The 17,102-nt window shown below is 69.7% G+C and carries 15 protein-coding genes; 6 read left to right on the top strand and 9 right to left on the bottom strand.

From position 1 onward, the window contains the following. The first annotated feature begins 250 nt into the window (after positions 1 to 250). Positions 251 to 2,776, top strand: a complete 2,526-nt coding sequence (locus tag IEZ19_RS33275; RefSeq protein WP_189315037.1) for an ATP-dependent Clp protease ATP-binding subunit — start codon at positions 251 to 253, stop codon at positions 2,774 to 2,776. Positions 2,777 to 2,847: 71 nt separating this feature from the next. On the opposite strand, the gene IEZ19_RS33270 is transcribed toward IEZ19_RS33275, so the two are convergent. Continuing rightward, positions 2,848 to 3,483, bottom strand: coding sequence for an HAD family acid phosphatase (locus IEZ19_RS33270; protein ID WP_189315036.1), 636 nt, complete (start codon positions 3,481 to 3,483; stop codon positions 2,848 to 2,850). 920 nt (positions 3,484 to 4,403) lie between these two features. On the opposite strand from IEZ19_RS33270, the gene IEZ19_RS33265 reads away from it, so the two are divergent. Then, on the top strand, positions 4,404 to 5,012 hold the full coding sequence (locus IEZ19_RS33265) for a M23 family metallopeptidase (protein WP_189315035.1): 609 nt from the start codon (positions 4,404 to 4,406) through the stop codon (positions 5,010 to 5,012). Here IEZ19_RS33265 and IEZ19_RS33260 read toward each other — a convergent pair. Continuing rightward, the gene (locus IEZ19_RS33260; RefSeq protein ID WP_189315034.1) at positions 5,009 to 5,611 is read right to left on the bottom strand and encodes a TetR/AcrR family transcriptional regulator; all 603 of its coding nucleotides are present in this window, start codon (positions 5,609 to 5,611) and stop codon (positions 5,009 to 5,011) included. The genes IEZ19_RS33265 and IEZ19_RS33260 overlap by 4 nt on opposite strands. A gap of 156 nt (positions 5,612 to 5,767) precedes the next feature. Here IEZ19_RS33260 and IEZ19_RS33255 point away from each other — a divergent pair, with 156 nt between their 5' ends. The 3 genes from IEZ19_RS33255 to IEZ19_RS33245 all read left to right on the top strand — a co-directional run bounded on the left by IEZ19_RS33255 (position 5,768) and on the right by IEZ19_RS33245 (position 8,412). Further along, positions 5,768 to 7,360, top strand: coding sequence for an MDR family MFS transporter (locus IEZ19_RS33255; protein ID WP_189315033.1), 1,593 nt, complete (start codon positions 5,768 to 5,770; stop codon positions 7,358 to 7,360). A 119-nt stretch (positions 7,361 to 7,479) separates the two neighbouring features. After that, a complete protein-coding gene (locus tag IEZ19_RS33250; protein ID WP_229841147.1) occupies positions 7,480 to 7,911 on the top strand; it encodes a helix-turn-helix transcriptional regulator in 432 nt (143 codons plus the stop codon). A gap of 57 nt (positions 7,912 to 7,968) precedes the next feature. Further along, the gene (locus IEZ19_RS33245; RefSeq protein WP_189315032.1) at positions 7,969 to 8,412 is read left to right on the top strand and encodes a VOC family protein; all 444 of its coding nucleotides are present in this window, start codon (positions 7,969 to 7,971) and stop codon (positions 8,410 to 8,412) included. Between the two features lie 9 nt (positions 8,413 to 8,421). Here IEZ19_RS33245 and cseC read toward each other — a convergent pair whose 3' ends face one another. The 5 genes from cseC to IEZ19_RS33220 form a co-directional block, all read right to left on the bottom strand. Further along, positions 8,422 to 9,789, bottom strand: coding sequence for a two-component system sensor histidine kinase CseC (gene cseC / locus IEZ19_RS33240; protein ID WP_189315031.1), 1,368 nt, complete (start codon positions 9,787 to 9,789; stop codon positions 8,422 to 8,424). A 13-nt stretch (positions 9,790 to 9,802) separates the two neighbouring features. Beyond that, complete coding sequence (cseB, locus tag IEZ19_RS33235; RefSeq protein WP_189315030.1) at positions 9,803 to 10,507, bottom strand: two-component system response regulator CseB; 705 nt, start codon at positions 10,505 to 10,507, stop codon at positions 9,803 to 9,805. Between the two features lie 126 nt (positions 10,508 to 10,633). After that, positions 10,634 to 11,287: a hypothetical protein gene (locus IEZ19_RS33230; protein WP_189315029.1), complete on the bottom strand. Its 654-nt coding sequence runs from the start codon at positions 11,285 to 11,287 to the stop codon at positions 10,634 to 10,636. Then, positions 11,275 to 11,814 (bottom strand): SigE family RNA polymerase sigma factor, encoded by a 540-nt coding sequence (locus IEZ19_RS33225; RefSeq protein ID WP_189315028.1) that lies wholly within the window; start codon positions 11,812 to 11,814, stop codon positions 11,275 to 11,277. Before IEZ19_RS33225 ends, IEZ19_RS33230 begins: the two co-directional genes overlap by 13 nt. Positions 11,815 to 12,013: 199 nt before the next feature. Beyond that, the gene (locus IEZ19_RS33220; RefSeq protein WP_189315027.1) at positions 12,014 to 12,904 is read right to left on the bottom strand and encodes an iron-sulfur binding domain-containing protein; all 891 of its coding nucleotides are present in this window, start codon (positions 12,902 to 12,904) and stop codon (positions 12,014 to 12,016) included. Between the two features lie 181 nt (positions 12,905 to 13,085). Here IEZ19_RS33220 and IEZ19_RS33215 point away from each other — a divergent pair, with 181 nt between their 5' ends. Further along, on the top strand, positions 13,086 to 13,934 hold the full coding sequence (locus IEZ19_RS33215) for a hypothetical protein (protein ID WP_189315026.1): 849 nt from the start codon (positions 13,086 to 13,088) through the stop codon (positions 13,932 to 13,934). A gap of 344 nt (positions 13,935 to 14,278) precedes the next feature. Here IEZ19_RS33215 and disA read toward each other — a convergent pair whose 3' ends face one another. Both disA and radA read right to left on the bottom strand, forming a co-directional pair. After that, positions 14,279 to 15,403: a DNA integrity scanning diadenylate cyclase DisA gene (gene disA, locus IEZ19_RS33210; protein WP_189315025.1), complete on the bottom strand. Its 1,125-nt coding sequence runs from the start codon at positions 15,401 to 15,403 to the stop codon at positions 14,279 to 14,281. An 80-nt stretch (positions 15,404 to 15,483) separates the two neighbouring features. Then, the gene (gene radA, locus IEZ19_RS33205; protein WP_189315024.1) at positions 15,484 to 16,893 is read right to left on the bottom strand and encodes a DNA repair protein RadA; all 1,410 of its coding nucleotides are present in this window, start codon (positions 16,891 to 16,893) and stop codon (positions 15,484 to 15,486) included. Positions 16,894 to 17,102 lie beyond the last annotated feature (209 nt).

Raw genomic sequence — 17,102 nt, 5'->3', positions numbered from 1 at the left:
GAGGGGGCGACACGCAGATCGAGCCGTCTCGCGTTCGCCATCGGCGTAGTGATGGTGGGGGTAACTGTCTGGCCTGCGGGAACATCGTCTCGCACCATCGGGTTGGAGCATATGTCGGCGTTCGGGGTCAGGAGGCCATCGACGGTGTCGGCAGTTGGAATGAGCGGTCCCCGCTTGCGGGACTAAGCTGCGGAAGGACAGGGAGGGGAAGTTCCCCCCACTGCCTGACCGCTCTGAGGAGCGATTAACGATGTTCGAGAGGTTCACCGACCGCGCGCGGCGGGTTGTCGTCCTGGCTCAGGAAGAAGCCCGGATGCTCAACCACAACTACATCGGCACCGAGCACATCCTCCTGGGCCTGATCCACGAGGGTGAGGGTGTCGCCGCCAAGGCCCTTGAGAGCCTCGGGATTTCGCTCGAGGCGGTCCGCCAGCAGGTGGAGGAGATCATCGGCCAGGGCCAGCAGGCCCCGTCCGGGCACATTCCCTTCACCCCCCGTGCCAAGAAGGTCCTGGAGCTGTCGCTCCGTGAGGCTCTTCAGCTGGGCCACAACTACATCGGCACGGAGCACATCCTGCTCGGCCTGATCCGTGAGGGCGAGGGCGTCGCCGCCCAGGTCCTGGTCAAGCTGGGCGCCGATCTCAACCGGGTGCGGCAGCAGGTGATCCAGCTGCTCTCCGGTTACCAGGGCAAGGAGACCGCCACCGCAGGCGGGCCTGCCGAGGGCACCCCCTCGACGTCCCTGGTCCTCGACCAGTTCGGCCGGAACCTCACCCAGGCCGCTCGTGAGTCCAAGCTCGACCCGGTCATCGGGCGCGAGAAGGAGATCGAGCGGGTCATGCAGGTGCTGTCCCGCCGTACGAAGAACAACCCGGTCCTGATCGGTGAGCCCGGCGTCGGCAAGACCGCCGTCGTCGAGGGCCTCGCCCAGGCCATCGTCAAGGGGGAGGTGCCCGAGACCCTCAAGGACAAGCACCTCTACACCCTGGACCTCGGCGCACTGGTCGCCGGCTCCCGCTACCGCGGTGACTTCGAGGAGCGCCTGAAGAAGGTGCTCAAGGAGATCCGCACCCGCGGCGACATCATCCTGTTCATCGACGAGCTGCACACGCTGGTCGGTGCGGGTGCCGCCGAGGGCGCCATCGACGCGGCTTCCATCCTGAAGCCGATGCTGGCCCGCGGTGAGCTGCAGACCATCGGTGCCACCACGCTGGACGAGTACCGCAAGCACCTGGAGAAGGACGCGGCCCTGGAGCGCCGCTTCCAGCCCATCCAGGTCGCGGAGCCGTCCCTGCCGCACACCATCGAGATCCTCAAGGGCCTGCGCGACCGGTACGAGGCGCACCACCGCGTCTCCATCACCGACGAGGCGCTGGTCCAGGCCGCCACCCTGGCGGACCGCTACATCTCGGACCGCTTCCTGCCGGACAAGGCGATCGACCTGATCGACGAGGCCGGCTCCCGGATGCGCATCCGCCGGATGACCGCTCCGCCGGACCTGCGCGAGTTCGACGAGAAGATCGCCGCCGTCCGCCGGGACAAGGAGTCCGCGATCGACTCGCAGGACTTCGAGAAGGCCGCCTCCCTCCGCGACAAGGAGAAGCAGCTCCTGGCCGCCAAGGCCAAGCGGGAGAAGGAGTGGAAGGCCGGCGACATGGACGTCGTCGCCGAGGTCGACGGCGAGCTGATCGCCGAGGTCCTCGCCACGGCCACCGGCATCCCGGTCTTCAAGCTGACCGAGGAGGAGTCCAGCCGGCTGCTCCGCATGGAGGACGAGCTGCACAAGCGGGTCATCGGCCAGGTCGACGCCGTCAAGGCGCTGTCGAAGGCGATCCGCCGTACGCGCGCGGGCCTGAAGGACCCGAAGCGTCCGGGTGGTTCGTTCATCTTCGCCGGCCCGTCCGGTGTCGGTAAGACCGAGCTGTCCAAGGCGCTCGCCGAGTTCCTCTTCGGTGACGAGGACGCGCTGATCTCCCTCGACATGTCGGAGTTCAGCGAGAAGCACACGGTCTCGCGTCTCTTCGGTTCGCCCCCCGGTTACGTGGGGTACGAAGAGGGCGGCCAGCTGACCGAGAAGGTCCGCCGCAAGCCGTTCTCCGTCGTTCTGTTCGACGAGGTGGAGAAGGCCCACCCGGACATCTTCAACTCGCTGCTGCAGATCCTGGAGGACGGTCGCCTGACCGACTCCCAGGGCCGGGTCGTGGACTTCAAGAACACGGTCATCATCATGACGACCAACCTCGGCACCCGGGACATCTCCAAGGGCTTCAACCTCGGCTTCGCGGCCTCGGGTGACACGAAGTCCAACTACGAGCGCATGAAGAACAAGGTCTCGGACGAGCTCAAGCAGCACTTCCGCCCCGAGTTCCTCAACCGCGTCGACGACGTGGTCGTCTTCCCGCAGCTGACGCAGGAGGACATCCTGCGGATCGTCGACCTGATGATCAGCAAGGTGGACGAGCGCCTGAAGGACCGGGACATGGGCATCGAGCTCTCCCAGTCCGCCAAGGAACTGCTGTCCCAGAAGGGCTACGACCCCGTGCTGGGCGCCCGGCCGCTGCGCCGCACGATCCAGCGCGAGATCGAGGACACGCTCTCCGAGAAGATCCTCTTCGGCGAGCTGCGCCCCGGTCACATCGTGGTCGTGGACACCGAGGGCGAGGGTGAGAACAAGACCTTCACCTTCCGCGGCGAGGAGAAGTCGGCACTGCCCGACGTCCCGCCGATCGAGCAGGCGGCCGGCGGTGCCGGGCCGAACCTGAGCAAGGAGGCCTGACCCTCAGAGGGTTGAGCCGAAGAAAGGGGCCGGTGCCACCAGCACCGGCCCCTTTCGCATGCCTTCCGGCGTCAGGACAACTGCCCGTTGTAGTCCGGCAGCTTGAACGTCTTCTCGGCGTGGCCGCCCGACAGGTCGGTGGCGCTGTTGCCGATGTTCGCGATGATCGTGTAGCCCTTGTTCTCGATGTCGACGCGCTGCGCGGTCTTGTAGGCGGCGACGTCCTTGAAGAGGTCGAAGAGGCCGCGGACGTACAGGCCGGAGACGTCGTAACCGTCGTACTCGAGGTTGTACTCGGTGGGCAGGTAGATGATGCCCGGGCGGGCCGTGACGAAGAACAACGAGACTCCGTGCTCCTGGGCGTACTTGGCGACGTCCAGGACGGGCTTGTTGGCCGGCTGCGGGTAGGTGAAGCCGAAGTCGGTCTCCAGCGTGGTGTTGTCGATGTCGAAGACGATCGCCTGCTTCTCGCCCGGCTCGGCGGCGGCGATGCGGTTCTTCAGGTACGGCAGGGCCTGGTTCATCACCGATTGGCAGTCCCGCTGCCAGGTGGCGTAGTCGACCTCGGCGGCGGTGCTGCTCGCGGCGGTGGCCGGTGCGGTCGTCGTGGCCGTCGTGGCCGCGTCGGCGGGTGCGGCCATCGCGGCCACGGCGGCCACGGAGACGGCGGTTACGGCGATACGGCGCGCCCAGGGGCGTCTGGTCATCGGTGGGGGTCCTCTCACGTCCGTGCGCTGCCTGTGTCAGGGGCATGATCTTTGGTGACGGTGGCGTGAGGGAAACCGTAGGGTTACTGAACGGTAGGCGCCCAGAGATGCGCGTCACATGGAGGGAACTCCCAGGCGTACAGGGGGTCCAGACGAACCGTCAACTTCCCTGTTGCGAAAGGACCTTCGAACTCCATCCGGAACGGCGCACAGCCCGCGGCCCACGCCGAGGATCAGAGCCGGCAGCCCCCGCCGTCCACGGTGAGTTCGGCGTCGGTCGTGCGGACACAGCACGTTCGCCACGGACGTGGTGAGCACCACGCCGCTGCCCTCCGCCGGCGGCGGACCGGGTTCTGGCGGCTCGAGCCCCGTTCGGACGGCAGCCCGGTTCCGTGCGGACGACCCGCGCGGCGCACTCCGGGACGACCTCGCCACCGTCCCCGCCGAGGGGATCGAGCCTTGCCAGGTGGTCGTCGCCACGTGCTCCGGATCCACGGACCCGCTCGTCGCCCGGGTCCGTGGATCCGCGCAGAACCTTCTCGCTCGCGAACCTGACGTGCCCGCCCGTGTGACCGCTGGTCAGAGTAGCGCCGGTCACATTCAGGGGGTCGTCGATCTTGCCCCTCAGTGACATGCCTTACAGGCGAAATGTCCGGTACTACACGAGATAGTGGGACATCGGATGCGGGCAAATGCGGACATTTATTTCGGAATGTTACGTAAGGATTCGGCGTCGTCAGGGGCATTGCCCGGCCGGCGCGGCCACTGTCAAGGATGGGGCGATTTCGCCGTCAATTACTAGATTGCTTCGTAGATGGGCTGTTTGAGGGCAAGTGCGTCGCCGGGTTACCAAGGTGATGCCCCACCGGCAGACGGCTGTGTGCCAGGTGGTTCTCTGTCCCCGAACTGACGAGGTCTAGATGTTCCAGCGCGTCACGTCCCGCAAGTCCCTCGCGTCCACGCTCCGCTCCCGCGCCGCCGTCATGGCCGTCGGCCTGGGCACCTCGGTCGTCCTGGGAGCCGGGGTCGCCGGCGCCGCCACCGCGCACACCGCCGCACCGGCCACCGCCGCCAAGGCGGGCACCGTCGCGGCCGCCGCCAAGTCCTCCGCCGCCTGGGTCGACCCGGTGAAGAAGTACACGCTGTCCGCGGGCTTCGCCCAGTCCGGCAGCCACTGGGCGCACAAGCACAGCGGTCAGGACTTCGCCGTGCCGATCGGCACCAACGTCGTCGCCGCCCACGGCGGCACCGTCGTCAAGGCCGGCCCGAACGGCGCCGGTGACGGTCCGGCGTACGGCAACGCGATCGTCATCAAGCACGGCAACGGGACCTACTCCCAGTACGCCCACCTGTCGAAGGTCGACGTGCGGATGGGCCAGGTCGTCAAGACCGGCCAGCACATAGCCCTCTCCGGCAACACCGGCAACTCGACCGGCCCGCACCTGCACTTCGAGATCCGTACGACCCCGAACTACGGCTCGGGCATCGACCCGGTCCCCTTCCTGCGTGCCCAGGGCGTGCACGTCTAAGAGCCTGAGTCGTGGGCGCCCTCGTGCGCCTGCGTCACCAGGTCCACGGCGACCTCGAGAACGGCCTTGCGCTTCTTCTCGGGGTCGCCTTCGAGGTCCTGCATGACGAACATCCCGGCGTGCAGCGTGAACAACGCACTGACGCAGCGGACCTGGTCGACCAGGTCCGCGTCCGGGTCGATGATGATGTCGCGCAGGCCGCGCATACGGTCCTTGAACGAGTCGCCGATGCGCAGTTCCCGTACGGTCGCCTGGTTCTCCTGCATGAAGCGGAACAGCGGTCCGGCGTCGGCGAGGGCCTGGCTGTAGCGCCGTACGATCTCCTGCTTGGTCTCCAGGGTGTGCGGCTGCCGCTCGCCCCACTCGATCAGGTCCTGGATCGGCTGCGTCAGATCCTCGAAGAGGCTGACGATGATCTCTTCCTTGGTCTTGAAGTGGTAGTAGAGCGCCGCCTTGGTGACGTCGAGGCGCTCGGCGATCTCGCGCAGCGAGGTCTTCTCGTAGCCCTGCTCGGCGAAGAGTTCGAGTGCGACGTCCTGGATGCGCTGGCGGGTGTTTCCCCGGCGCTGCTGCTTGGTGCCGTCCATGGTGACGCCCATCCTCGTACTCCTCGCGCTCCGGCGAAACTTACCTGCCGCCCGGCTGGCCCCGCCCAAGAAACTTACTTGACGACCGGCTAGTGACAGGTCTACCTTCCCGAGTGTAGTCAACTAGCCGGGCGGCAAGTAAGTGCGGTCGCAGGGGGAGTGAGAGGGATGGCGGACACAGAGACGGCCGTGACTGGCCAGGGGGCAGCGGGCAAGCCCGAGAAACAGCCGAGGAGCGTGCGGGTCGTCCTGCTCGCGCTCATGATCGCGATGATGCTCGCGATGCTCGACAACATGATCGTGGGCACCGCGATGCCGACGATCGTGGGTGAGCTGGGCGGGCTCGAGCACCTGTCGTGGGTCGTGACCGGGTACACCCTGGCGACCGCGGCGGCCACCCCGATCTGGGGCAAGCTCGGCGACATGTACGGCCGCAAGGCCACCTTCATGACCTCGATCGTGCTCTTCCTGATCGGCTCCGCGCTGAGCGGCATGGCGCAGGACATGGGCCAGCTGATCGGGTTCCGCGCCGTACAGGGCCTCGGCGCCGGCGGTCTGATGGTCGGCGTCATGGCGATCATCGGCGACCTGATCCCGCCCCGCGAGCGCGGCAAGTACCAGGGCATGATGGCCGCGATCATGGCGCTGGCCATGATCGGCGGTCCGCTCGTCGGCGGCACCATCACCGACAACTGGGGCTGGCGCTGGTCCTTCTACATCAACCTGCCGCTCGGCGCGGTCGCGCTGGTGCTGGTCAGTGTCGTGCTGCACCTGCCGAAGAAGCGGACCAAGGCGGGCATCGACTACCTCGGCGTCCTGCTGCTGACCGTCGGCATCACCTCGATCGTGCTGGTGACGACCTGGGGCGGCACGCAGTACGCCTGGACGTCCGCGCGGATCACGGAGCTGACCGGCATCGGCGTCGTCGCGCTGATCGGGTTCGTGTTCTGGCAGACCAAGGCCGCCGCGCCGGTCGTGCCGCTGCACATCTTCCGCAGCCGCAACTTCACACTGATGTCCGTCATCGGTTTCATCACCGGTTTCGTGATGTTCGGCGCCACGCTCTTCCTGCCGCTGTACCAGCAGTCGGTGCAGGGCGCGTCCGCGACCAACTCGGGTCTGCTGCTCCTGCCGATGCTCGGCGCGATGCTGGTGACCTCGATGGTGGCCGGGCGCGTGACCACCAACACCGGACGCTACAAGATCTTCCCGATCGTCGGCGGCGTGCTGATGATCACGGGTCTGTATCTGCTGTCGCTGATGGACACCGGCACTTCCCGGTTCACCTCCGGCGTCTACATGGCCGTCCTGGGCCTCGGCATGGGCTGCCTGATGCAGATCACCATGCTGGTCGCGCAGAACAGCGTGGAGATGAAGGACATGGGCGTCGCGTCCTCGTCGACCACCCTGTTCCGTACGCTCGGTTCGTCCTTCGGCGTCGCGATCATGGGCGCGCTGTTCAACCACCGCGTCCAGGACGTGATGGCCGAGCGGGCGGGGGCTCTGGGCGCCAAGATGACCGAACAGTCCGCGCAGCTCGACGCGGCCAGCCTCGCCAAGCTGCCTGCGGCGGCGCGCGAGGCGTACCAGCACGCGGTGTCCGCCGGTACGCACTCGGCGTTCCTGCTGGGCTCGGTGATCGCGGTGCTCGTCCTGCTGGCGGCCCTGTTCGTCAAGGAGGTCCCGCTCAAGGGCGGCCCGCAGAAGGCGCCCGAGGAGGCGGCCGACGCGGCGCCGGCTCCGCTGGCCGAGGCTGTCTGAGCCGACCTGAGCCGAAGGTCCCCCGGTGTGTCCGCCCCCGGGGGACCTTCGCCGTTGCCGGGAGGCGTCCGGGGCTGCCGCCCGGCGGCGATGTCAGTGCCCCGTGTCACCATCGGCCCATGGACAAGATGCGCCAGTTGCGCCTGGCCAAGGACGCCATGGACCGCGACTGGGCCGACCCCGCGCTCGACCTGGACACGGTGGCCAGGCACGCGGGCTACTCGCGCTATCACTTCATCCGCGCCTTCAAGGAGGCGTACGGCGAGACGCCCGGCCAGTATCTGACCCACCGCCGCATCGAGCGGGCCGAGGATCTGCTGCGCACCGCCAACCTCACGGTCACCGAGATCTGTCACCTCGTCGGCTTCAGCAGCCTGGGCACCTTCTCCGCCCGGTTCAAGAACTGGACCGGGCTGACCCCGAGCGAGTACCGGGCCAAGCACGTGGGACGCGGAGCCGCCCTCATACCGGGGTGCTACGCCATGCTCTGGGCGGGCGGCTTCAGAAAGGGACCCGGCGACGCACAGCGCAATTCCGGAGAAGCGGACTGACGCCGCGGCTGCCTACGGTGACGGTGCAAGAGGGATCGCCGCCGACAGGAGCGCACGATGATCAAGGGACTGAAGATCTCGACCGTCTGGGTCCTCGACCAGGACCGGGCCAAGGAGTTCTACACGGAGAAGCTGGGCCTCGAGATCCGTACGGACATGACGATGGGCGAGGCCGGTGCGCGCTGGCTGACCGTGGGCTCCCCGAGCCAGCCCGACGTCGAGCTGACCCTGATGGTACCGGGCCCGCCCGCGATGGACCCCGAGTCCGCCGAGATGGTCAAGAAGCTCGTGACCAAGGGGGCGCTCGGCGCCGGGGTGCTGACCACCGACGACATCCACGGCGACTACAAGAGGCTCAAGGACCGCGGGGTGGAGTTCCTCCAGGAGCCGCAGGAGCGGCCGTACGGCACTGAGGCGCTGTTCCGCGACGACTCCGGGAACTGGTTCTCGTTCACCCAGCCCCGCGAGGACCTCGACCTGTCGCAGGACTGGGCGAGCTGACCTGCGCCCCTACGGCATCACCGGATAGCTGCCGGTGCTCGTCGGCGCGTGCTCCGGCAGCCACAGCACCGCCACCGCGCCCTCCGCGGGCACGTGCTCCGGCGCGCCCGCGGGCCGTACGTTGCGGAAGGTCAGCCGGGCACCCAGCACCCGTGCCTGACCCGCGGCGATGGTCAGGCCGAGGCCGTGACCCTGGCCCGCGCGGTCCGTGCTGCCCGTGCGGAAGCGGCTCGGCCCCTCCGCGAGCAGGTCCTCCGGGAAGCCGGGGCCGTGGTCGCGGACCCGGATGACACGGCCCTCCACGGTGACCTCGATCGGGGGCTTGCCGTGCCGGGCGGCGTTGGCGAGCAGATTGAACAGGACCCGCTCAAGGCGCCGCGGATCGGTGGTGACCTCCGACTCGTGCACCACCCGCACAGCGATCTGCGGATCCTTGGCCGCCACGCGCCGGGTGACGAACTCGCCCAGCATGATGTCCTGCAGCTCGGCCCGCTCGGAGGCGCTGTCGAGCCGGGCCACCTCCAGGACGTCCTCGACGAGGGTGCGCATCGCCTTGGCCCGGTCCAGGACCAGTTCGGTCGGGCGGCCGGGCGGGAGGAGTTCGGCGGCGGTCAGCAGGCCGGTCACCGGGGTGCGCAGCTCGTGCGCGATGTCCGCGGTGACCCGGCGCTCGGCCTCGAGGCGCTGCTGGAGCGCGTCCGCCATGGCGTCCACCGCACGCGCAAGGTCGTCGGTCTCGTCTCGTACGACTCCGCCGATGGCGTCCCGCACCCGTACGTCCGTCTCGCCCTTGGCGACCTGGTTCGCCGCGGCCGCCGCCTTGCGCAGCCGGCGCGACAGCTGCCCGCCGATCAGCACACCCAGCGCGCTGCCGCCGAGGACGACCGCTATCGAGCCGATGACCAGGGCCTTGTTCAGGTCCGTCATCACGTCCGTGCTGCGGTCCGGGAAGTGGGTGTGCAGCGACAGCACATGGCCGTCCTTGACCGGGACGGCCGCCCAGATGTCCGGCACGTTCCCGCCCCGGTCCGTGACGTAGGTGGCCCGGCGGCCCTCGTCGACCTTCTCGCGCAGCTCGGACGGCAGCTCGGGGTCGTCGATCTTGATGCTGGGGAAGTTCGGGCGCCCGGACAGCTCGTAGTTGCGCTGTGCGATCTGCACACGCTCGTCCGCGAGGTCGCGCGCGTTGTCCAGCATCGAGACCCGGGCCGCGTTGTGCACGACGAGGCTGAGCGCGACCGCCACCAGTGCGCCGACCAGCGCGATGGCAGCGCTGAGCTTCCATCTGAGTCCGGTTCTGAGGCCGGCCTTGAGTCCCCTGCCGACGCCCGCCTGCTGGACGCGTTCACGGGCTGGGTGTCGGATCGTCCCGCGCATGCCGCCGCCCCGCTCAGGCCTTCAGCTTGTAGCCGAAGCCGCGGACCGTCTCGATCCGGTCCTGGCCGATCTTGGTGCGCAGCCGCTGCACATGGACGTCGACGACCCGGGTGTCCCCGCCCCAGCCGTAGTCCCACACCCGCTCGAGCAGCTTGTCGCGGGAGAGCACCGTACCCGGCACGGCGGAGAACTCCAGCAGCAGCCGCATCTCGGTCGGCGTGAGTGCCACCGGCTGCCCGGTCCGCCGCACCTCCATGCCCTCGGTGTCGATCTCCAGGTCGCCGAAGGTCAGCGTGCCGCCGTTCACCGACGCAGCGGCCTCCTCCGCGTGCGCGGCCCCGCCCGCGTGCCCGAACCGGCGCAGCACCGCACGGATGCGGGCGACCAGCACGGCACCGTCGAACGGCTTGGTCACGTAGTCGTCGGCGCCCGCTTCCAGCCCCAGCACGACGTCGATCGAGTCGGCGCGCGCCGAGAGCATGATCACCGGCACCGTCGACTCGTCGCGGATGCGCCGGCACAGGCTCACCCCGTCCAGGCCGGGGACCATGACGTCCAGGAGCGCGATGTCGGGCCGGTCCGCCCGGAACGCCGCCAGGCCCGACAGCCCGTCGGGCATCGCCGTGACCACGAAGCCGTCCCTCTCCAGGGCGAGTTGCGTGGCCTCGCGGATGACGTCGTCGTCCTCCACGAACAGGACGTGGGTCTGGTCTGCCATCCTGGTGCTCTCAGTCCTCGTGTCGTTGTGTGCCGGTGGTGTCTCGTACGGATGATGCCGGTGCCGTCGCTCAAGTGACGTAAGGAAGTGCCCGCCCGGTGGACCGCGGTCCGCGCCGGCCTGCCGTCAGCCGGCCGGGGCCGATGACGCCGAGCCGCCGACCGCGTTGCCGTAGTCGGTGTGGTGGTACGACTCCTGGACGAAGCGGCCCCCCGTCCAGCTGTACGTGATCACGTTCTCGCCGGACGGGCTGGAGACCGGATCGCCCCTCTCGTACACCTGCTTGGTCACCATCAGGTCGCCGCGGTCTATCTCGGCGTACACCGGTGACTCCTCGGCCCGGAACACGTTCTCGTACCGGCCGCCGCGCGCGCGGTACACGTACGCGCCGACACCGACCGCGTCACCGCAGGTCAGCACGTTGACCACGACGTCCTCCGCAGCCGAGCCGGTCAGGTCGCCGTACGACACGTCGACCGGGTACTCGTCGCCGACGCACGGCTTGAGGTCCCGCTTCACGGCGTCCGAGACCTTCGGGTCGTCCTTGATCAGCTGGACCGCGTCGACCTTCTGGTAGCTGTGGGAGGGGCTGGGCTCGGGGGAGGGCGCCGTGCCCGCCACCGAGTCGGCGTGCGCCGGGCCCTCGTCGCGGGCTCCGGTGCCGCCGGTGGTGCAGGACGTCAGAAAAAGGCCGAGGGCGGCGATCACGGCCAGTGCCGTGATCGCCGCCTGCAGGTTCCCCAGGGCCCGGCTGAGCCCGGCGCCGGTCAGGCCGCGCAACGCTCCTGCTCCTCACGCTCCGGCGCGCGTGCGTCCTGATCGCGCGCCTCCAGCTCCTCGCGGAGCCGGGCGAGCGCCCGGTGCAGCGTGCTCTTGACCGTTCCGGCCGACATGCCGAGGGCGGCGGCCGTCTCCTCCGTGGACATCTGCTCCCAGTGTCGCAGCACGACGACACTGCGCTGCTTCGGAGCGAGCACCTTCATGACGTCCATCAGGAGCGCGCGGTCGGCGTGCTGCTCCGTGGTGTCGTCCACGCACGCGTCCGGCAGCTGCTCGGTCGGGACCTCCTCCAGCTTGCGCGCACGCCACCACTCGGTCCGCGTGTTGATCATGACTCGGCGCAGATAGGCGTCCGCGAGGCGCTTGTCCGCGATGCCGTCCCAGCGGCCGTACGTCCGTACGAGCGCCGTCTGCAGCAGGTCCTGGGCGTCGACCGGGTCCGGGACCAGTCGGCGGGCGCTGCGCAGCAGCGCGTCCTGCCGGGTGCGGACATACTCCTCGAACTCGAGCACCTCACCCTGCGCCATATCAACCGCCTCCGATCCCCGTATTTCTCCGGCCCTGTGCCTGTCGTTCCTGCGGTCCCGTGGTCGTTCGGGCACAGAAATGAAGCTACGGAGTTGTTGTCACGGGGCTGTCCGAAGCAGCCTGCGGCTAGCACTCGGCTGTCCGTCGGTTGTGTAACGGAAGTAGGGGCAGGGTAAGGGCAGTTGGTTGTTCGTCCCGCTATGTGGCGATGTGTCCGCTCAGTGGGAGTCGATACATACCGCCGGCCAACGGCTCCACCAGACCGTCCGAGACGAGTCCGTCCAGTGCCCGGGCCCGTTGCACCGGCTCGTGCCAGACGCGGTCGAGCGATGCCTGCGGTACGGGCCCGTGCGCCTCGCGCAGTACGGCGAGCAGCTTGCCGCGCACCTGGCGGTCGGTCCCGGCGTACGTCTGCCCGCGGCGCGGCGGACCCTCGTGCTCCGGCTTGCCCGCGAGCTGCCACTCGCACAGGTCCGCGATCGGGCAGCGCCCGCAGGTCTCGTTCTTCGCCGTGCACACCAGGGCGCCCAGTTCCATCGAGGCGGCGGCCCAGCGCGCGGCCGTCTTCTCGTCCTCGGGCAGCAGTTCGCGGGCCAGCTTGCGCTCCGCGGCCGTGGTGGCGTTCGGCGGGTACTGCACGCCGGTGACCGCCCGCGCGAAGACCCGGCGGACGTTGGTGTCGAGGACGGCGTGGCGCTGGCCGTAGGCGAAGGAGGCCACCGCAGCGGCCGTGTACTCGCCGATGCCGGGCAGCGCGAGCAGCTGCGCGTGGTCCGTCGGTACGTCGCCGTCGTGCCGTTCCGTTATAGCGACCGCGGCGCCGTGCAGGCGCAGGGCGCGGCGCGGGTAGCCGAGCCGGCCCCAGGCACGGACGGCCTCGCCGGGCGGTTCCTCGGCGAGGTCCGCGGGGCGCGGCCAGCGGGCCAGCCACTGTTCGTAGACGGGCAGCACCCGGTTGACCGGCGTCTGCTGGAGCATGAACTCGCTGACCATCACGCCCCAGGGGCCCGCCTCCGGGCGGCGCCAGGGGAGGTCGCGGGCATGGACGTCGAACCAGGCGATCACGGGGGCGTGGAGCTTCTCAGTCATGGCCCTCCCGATCCTGCCACGGGATGGGCGGGAGCGGTCCGTGGCACCGCCGGGACGGGCGCAGCGGTAACGCGAAGGGTGGGCGCTCTCAGGGCAGTTGCCGTGATGATGATCCGGAAAAGTTGAGCCGAGGCGGCGGGTGGCGCAAGCAAGCGCGCCGATCTCTCGTACAGTTTGCGCCGTGGGATCTCTGCGCAATCCTGTCGGGCCGCTTCCCTCCTCCATCTACTGGCGACGGAGGGCCGTCATGCTGTCGGTGGTCGCCGTGCTGGCGCTGCTGACCGTGTGGATCGTCACGTCCGGTGGCGGCGGGGGCGGCAAGAACAGCGCCGACGGGACCAACGGCAAGAATCCCGTGTCCACGATCACGCCGGGGCCGACCGGTTCCGGGCCGGCGATAAGCCAACACCCGGGCGGGCGTGACGAGTCGAGCGGCGGGGGTACCGGTGGGGGCGGTGCCGGGTCGGGCGGCTCCGGTGACGGTGCGGACGACGGGTCGGGTGACGGGAGCGGTTCTCCGGGGGCCGGGGGTGGTGCGGGTGCCGGAGCCGGTGCCGGGGGTGGTGCGGGTGCCGGGTCTGCCGGTGGGGTCAGTTCGGGCGACCAGGTGCCGGCGTCGTCGGTGCTGCCCAACTGCACTGCCGGGTCTGTGACGTTGAGCCTGCGGAGCGTCCACAACTCCTACTCGCCCGACCAGACGCCCGCGTTCGAACTCACCGCGAAGAACAAGTCCGGGAGCGACTGCAAGATCGATCTCGGGCCCAAGCAGGCGGTGTTGACGGTCACTCAGGCCGACAGCAGTGACGACTACTGGTCGTCCGCCGACTGTCCGAAGGTCTCCGGGAACCGGATGTACCGGGTGCCGGCGGGGAGCAGCATCACGTACACGGTGAAGTGGGACCGGAAGCCGAGCGCCGCACAGTGCGCCACGCCTCCGGCGGGGTCGGCCGGGGCGGGGACGTATCTGCTGGAGGCGTCGGCTGCGGGGTTCCCGAAGATGCAGACGTCGTTCGTGCTGGCGGCTGACTAGTGCCGTGACCGGAAGGGTTCACCGGCTCGCGACGCCCGGCACGGCACCTCGCGGCGTTGTCGCCTCACCCGAGTACATCCAGTACGCGGGTGACGCTCCGCCTTGAGATGGACCGCACCGGACGCCGCGAGCTTCCCGGCAAACCTTCCCGGCCACAGCACTGGGCGCCCGGCGCTGTGGCTGGGCGGGGTGGGTCTCGCTCGCCCGCGCCGGCGGCGTGCTCCCCGCTCTCGGCTTCGCTCGAGCGGGGGACCTCCATCGCCCACCCGTGCCGCCTGGGGTCCGCCCAGGCCACTGGGGAGACTGCCCGCAGCTACGGCGGGTATGCAGGCTGCCTGCGGAGCTCAGACGTAGCGTTCCAGGATCGACGACTCCGCCAGTCTCGACAGGCCCTCCCTGACGCTGCGGGCACGTGCCTCGCCCACTCCGTCGACCGTCTGGAGGTCGTCGACGCTGGCTGCCAGGAGTTTCTGCAGGCCACCGAAGTGTTCCACCAGGCGGTCGATGATCGCGCCGGGCAGGCGGGGGACCTTGGCCAGGAGGCGGAAGCCGCGGGGGGAGACCGCCGAGTCGAGGGCCTCGGGGGAGCCGGTGTAGCCCAGGGCCCGGGCCACCGTGGCGAGTTCGAGGAGTTCGCCGTGGCCGTGGGCGTCCAGCTCGGACAGGGCCTCCTCGACCGTGCGAGAGCGTTTCGCCGTGGGCTCGGGGACGTAGTCCCGGACGACCAGCTCGCGCTCCGGCTCGACGCCCGCGATCAGCTCGTCCAGCTGGAGGGCGAGCAGGCGCCCGTCCGTGCCCAGCTCCACCACGTACTCGGCGATCTCCGTCGCGATACGGCGGACCATCTCCAGGCGCTGCGCCACCGCGGAGACGTCGCGGACCGTGACCAGGTCCTCGATCTCCAGCGCCGACAGCGTGCCCGCGACCTCGTCCAGGCGGAGCTTGTAGCGCTCCAGGGTGGCCAGCGCCTGGTTCGCACGGGACAGGATCGCGGCCGAGTCCTCCAGGACACGGCGCTGCCCGTCGACGTACAGCGCGATCAGCCGCATCGACTGGGAGACGGAGACCACGGGGAAGCCGACCTGCTTGGAGACGCGGTCCGCCGTGCGGTGCCGGGTGCCCGTCTCCTCCGTGGGGATCGTCGGGTCCGGGACCAGCTGCACGCCGGCCCGCAGGATCTTCGACAGATCGGAGGAGAGCACGATGCCGCCGTCCAGCTTGCACAGCTCGCGCAGCCGGGTCGCGCTGAACTCGACGTCCAGGACGAAGCCGCCCGTGCACATCGTCTCGACCGTCTTGTCGCAGCCGAGCACGATCAGACCGCCGGTGTTGCCGCGCAGAACCCGCTCGAGGCCGTCACGCAAGCCCGTACCGGGTGCCACGGCGCTCAGCGAGGCGCGCATCAGGCCATCGGAACCGGCACTCCCACCGGACTTTCCGGGAGCTGCTGCCCGGTCGTTGGCTGCCACTGCACTCCTCCGGTCGCAGGTTCTGGGGTGCTCCCGTGCGCGCACTCGGTTCGTACGGACGGGCGAGACCAGGGCAAAGTCTACCGGCGGTCCTCGTCCTCCCGTGGGGCGTCTCGGCGACGGGAGCGCGGCAGCACCCTGAGCGCGTCCCCTATGTCGGCCACTTCCAGGACCTTCATGCCGGGAGGGATCTTGCCCGGGTCGCCCGGCACGAGCGCGTGCGTGAAGCCGAGGCGGTGCGCCTCCGCGAGTCTGCGCTGCACGCCCGTGACCCGTCTCACCTCGCCCGCGAGGCCGACCTCGCCGATCGCGACGAGGTTCTTCGGCAGCGGGGTGTCACTGGCGGCCGACGCCAGGGCGAGCGCGACGGCGAGGTCCGCGGCGGGCTCCGAGAGCTTCACACCGCCGACCGTCGCCGAGTAGATGTCCCGCTTGCCGAGCGCGCTGATCCGGCCGCGCTGCTCGAGGACCGCCAGCATCATCGAGACCCGGGACGTCTCCAGCCCCGACGTCGTACGGCGCGGAGAGGGGATCTGCGAGTCGACGGTCAGTGCCTGCACCTCGGCGACCAGCGGGCGGCGGCCCTCCAGGGTGACCGTGAGGCAGGTTCCCGGAACCGGTTCGGCACGTCGTGTCAGGAAAAGTCCGCTCGGGTCGGCGAGGCCGGTGATGCCCTGGTCGTGCAGTTCGAAGCAGCCGACCTCGTCCGTCGCGCCGTACCGGTTCTTGACGCCACGTACGAGGCGCAGGCGCGCGTGCCGGTCGCCCTCGAAATGGAGGACGACGTCCACGAGGTGCTCCAGGAGGCGCGGGCCGGCGATCGCGCCGTCCTTGGTGACGTGGCCCACGAGCAGGGTGGACATGCCGCGCTCCTTCGAGGCGCGGATGAGTGCGCCGGCCACCTCCCGGACCTGGGCCATGCCGCCGGGGGCGCCGTCGATCTCCGGGGAGGCGACCGTCTGCACGGAGTCGAGGATCAGCAGGGACGGCTTCACCTCGTCCAAGTGCCCGAGAACCGCGGCCAGATCGGTCTCCGCGGTGAGATACAGATGGTCGGCGATCGCGCCGATGCGGTCGGCGCGCAGCCGGACCTGGCTCGCCGACTCCTCACCGGTGACGTAGAGCGTGGGGTGCTCGTCGCTCGCCGACTTGGCCGCCACGTCGAGCAGGAGCGTGGACTTGCCGACGCCGGGCTCGCCCGCCAGGAGCACGACCGCGCCGGGCACCAGGCCGCCGCCGAGCACCCGGTCCAGCTCCGGCACGCCGGTCGTGCGGGCGGTGGCCTGCCTGCCGTCGACCTGGCCGATGGGCAGCGCGGAGGTGGTGACACGCCCCGGCGTCGTGGTCCGCACCGCGGGCGCGCCGTACTCCTCGATCGTCCCCCAGGCCTGGCACTCGGGGCAGCGGCCGAGCCACTTGGCCGTCTGCCAGCCGCACTCGGTGCAGCGGTAGGACGGGCGGTCCTTGGTGGTCTTGGTACGCGCAGCCATGGACGAAACCGTAGCCGCCGGCACTGACAACCCGGACCCGGGTCGTCCCGCGCGCGGGGGAGGGGGCGCGCGCCGAGGCGGCCGAGGCGGACGTGGGTGGACCGCAACCGGCCATCCCGGTCACGATCGAGCCATGGAATGAAGGGCTTGTGTCCCCTTATGAGGGATCGTTTCACCCGTACGGATTAAAAGTCCTCAAGGCTCCGGAA

Source organism: Streptomyces brasiliensis (genome assembly GCF_014647875.1).
In the GTDB taxonomy this organism is placed as follows: domain Bacteria; phylum Actinomycetota; class Actinomycetes; order Streptomycetales; family Streptomycetaceae; genus Streptomyces; species Streptomyces brasiliensis.
This window is presented reverse-complemented; position numbering and strand designations above follow the sequence as displayed.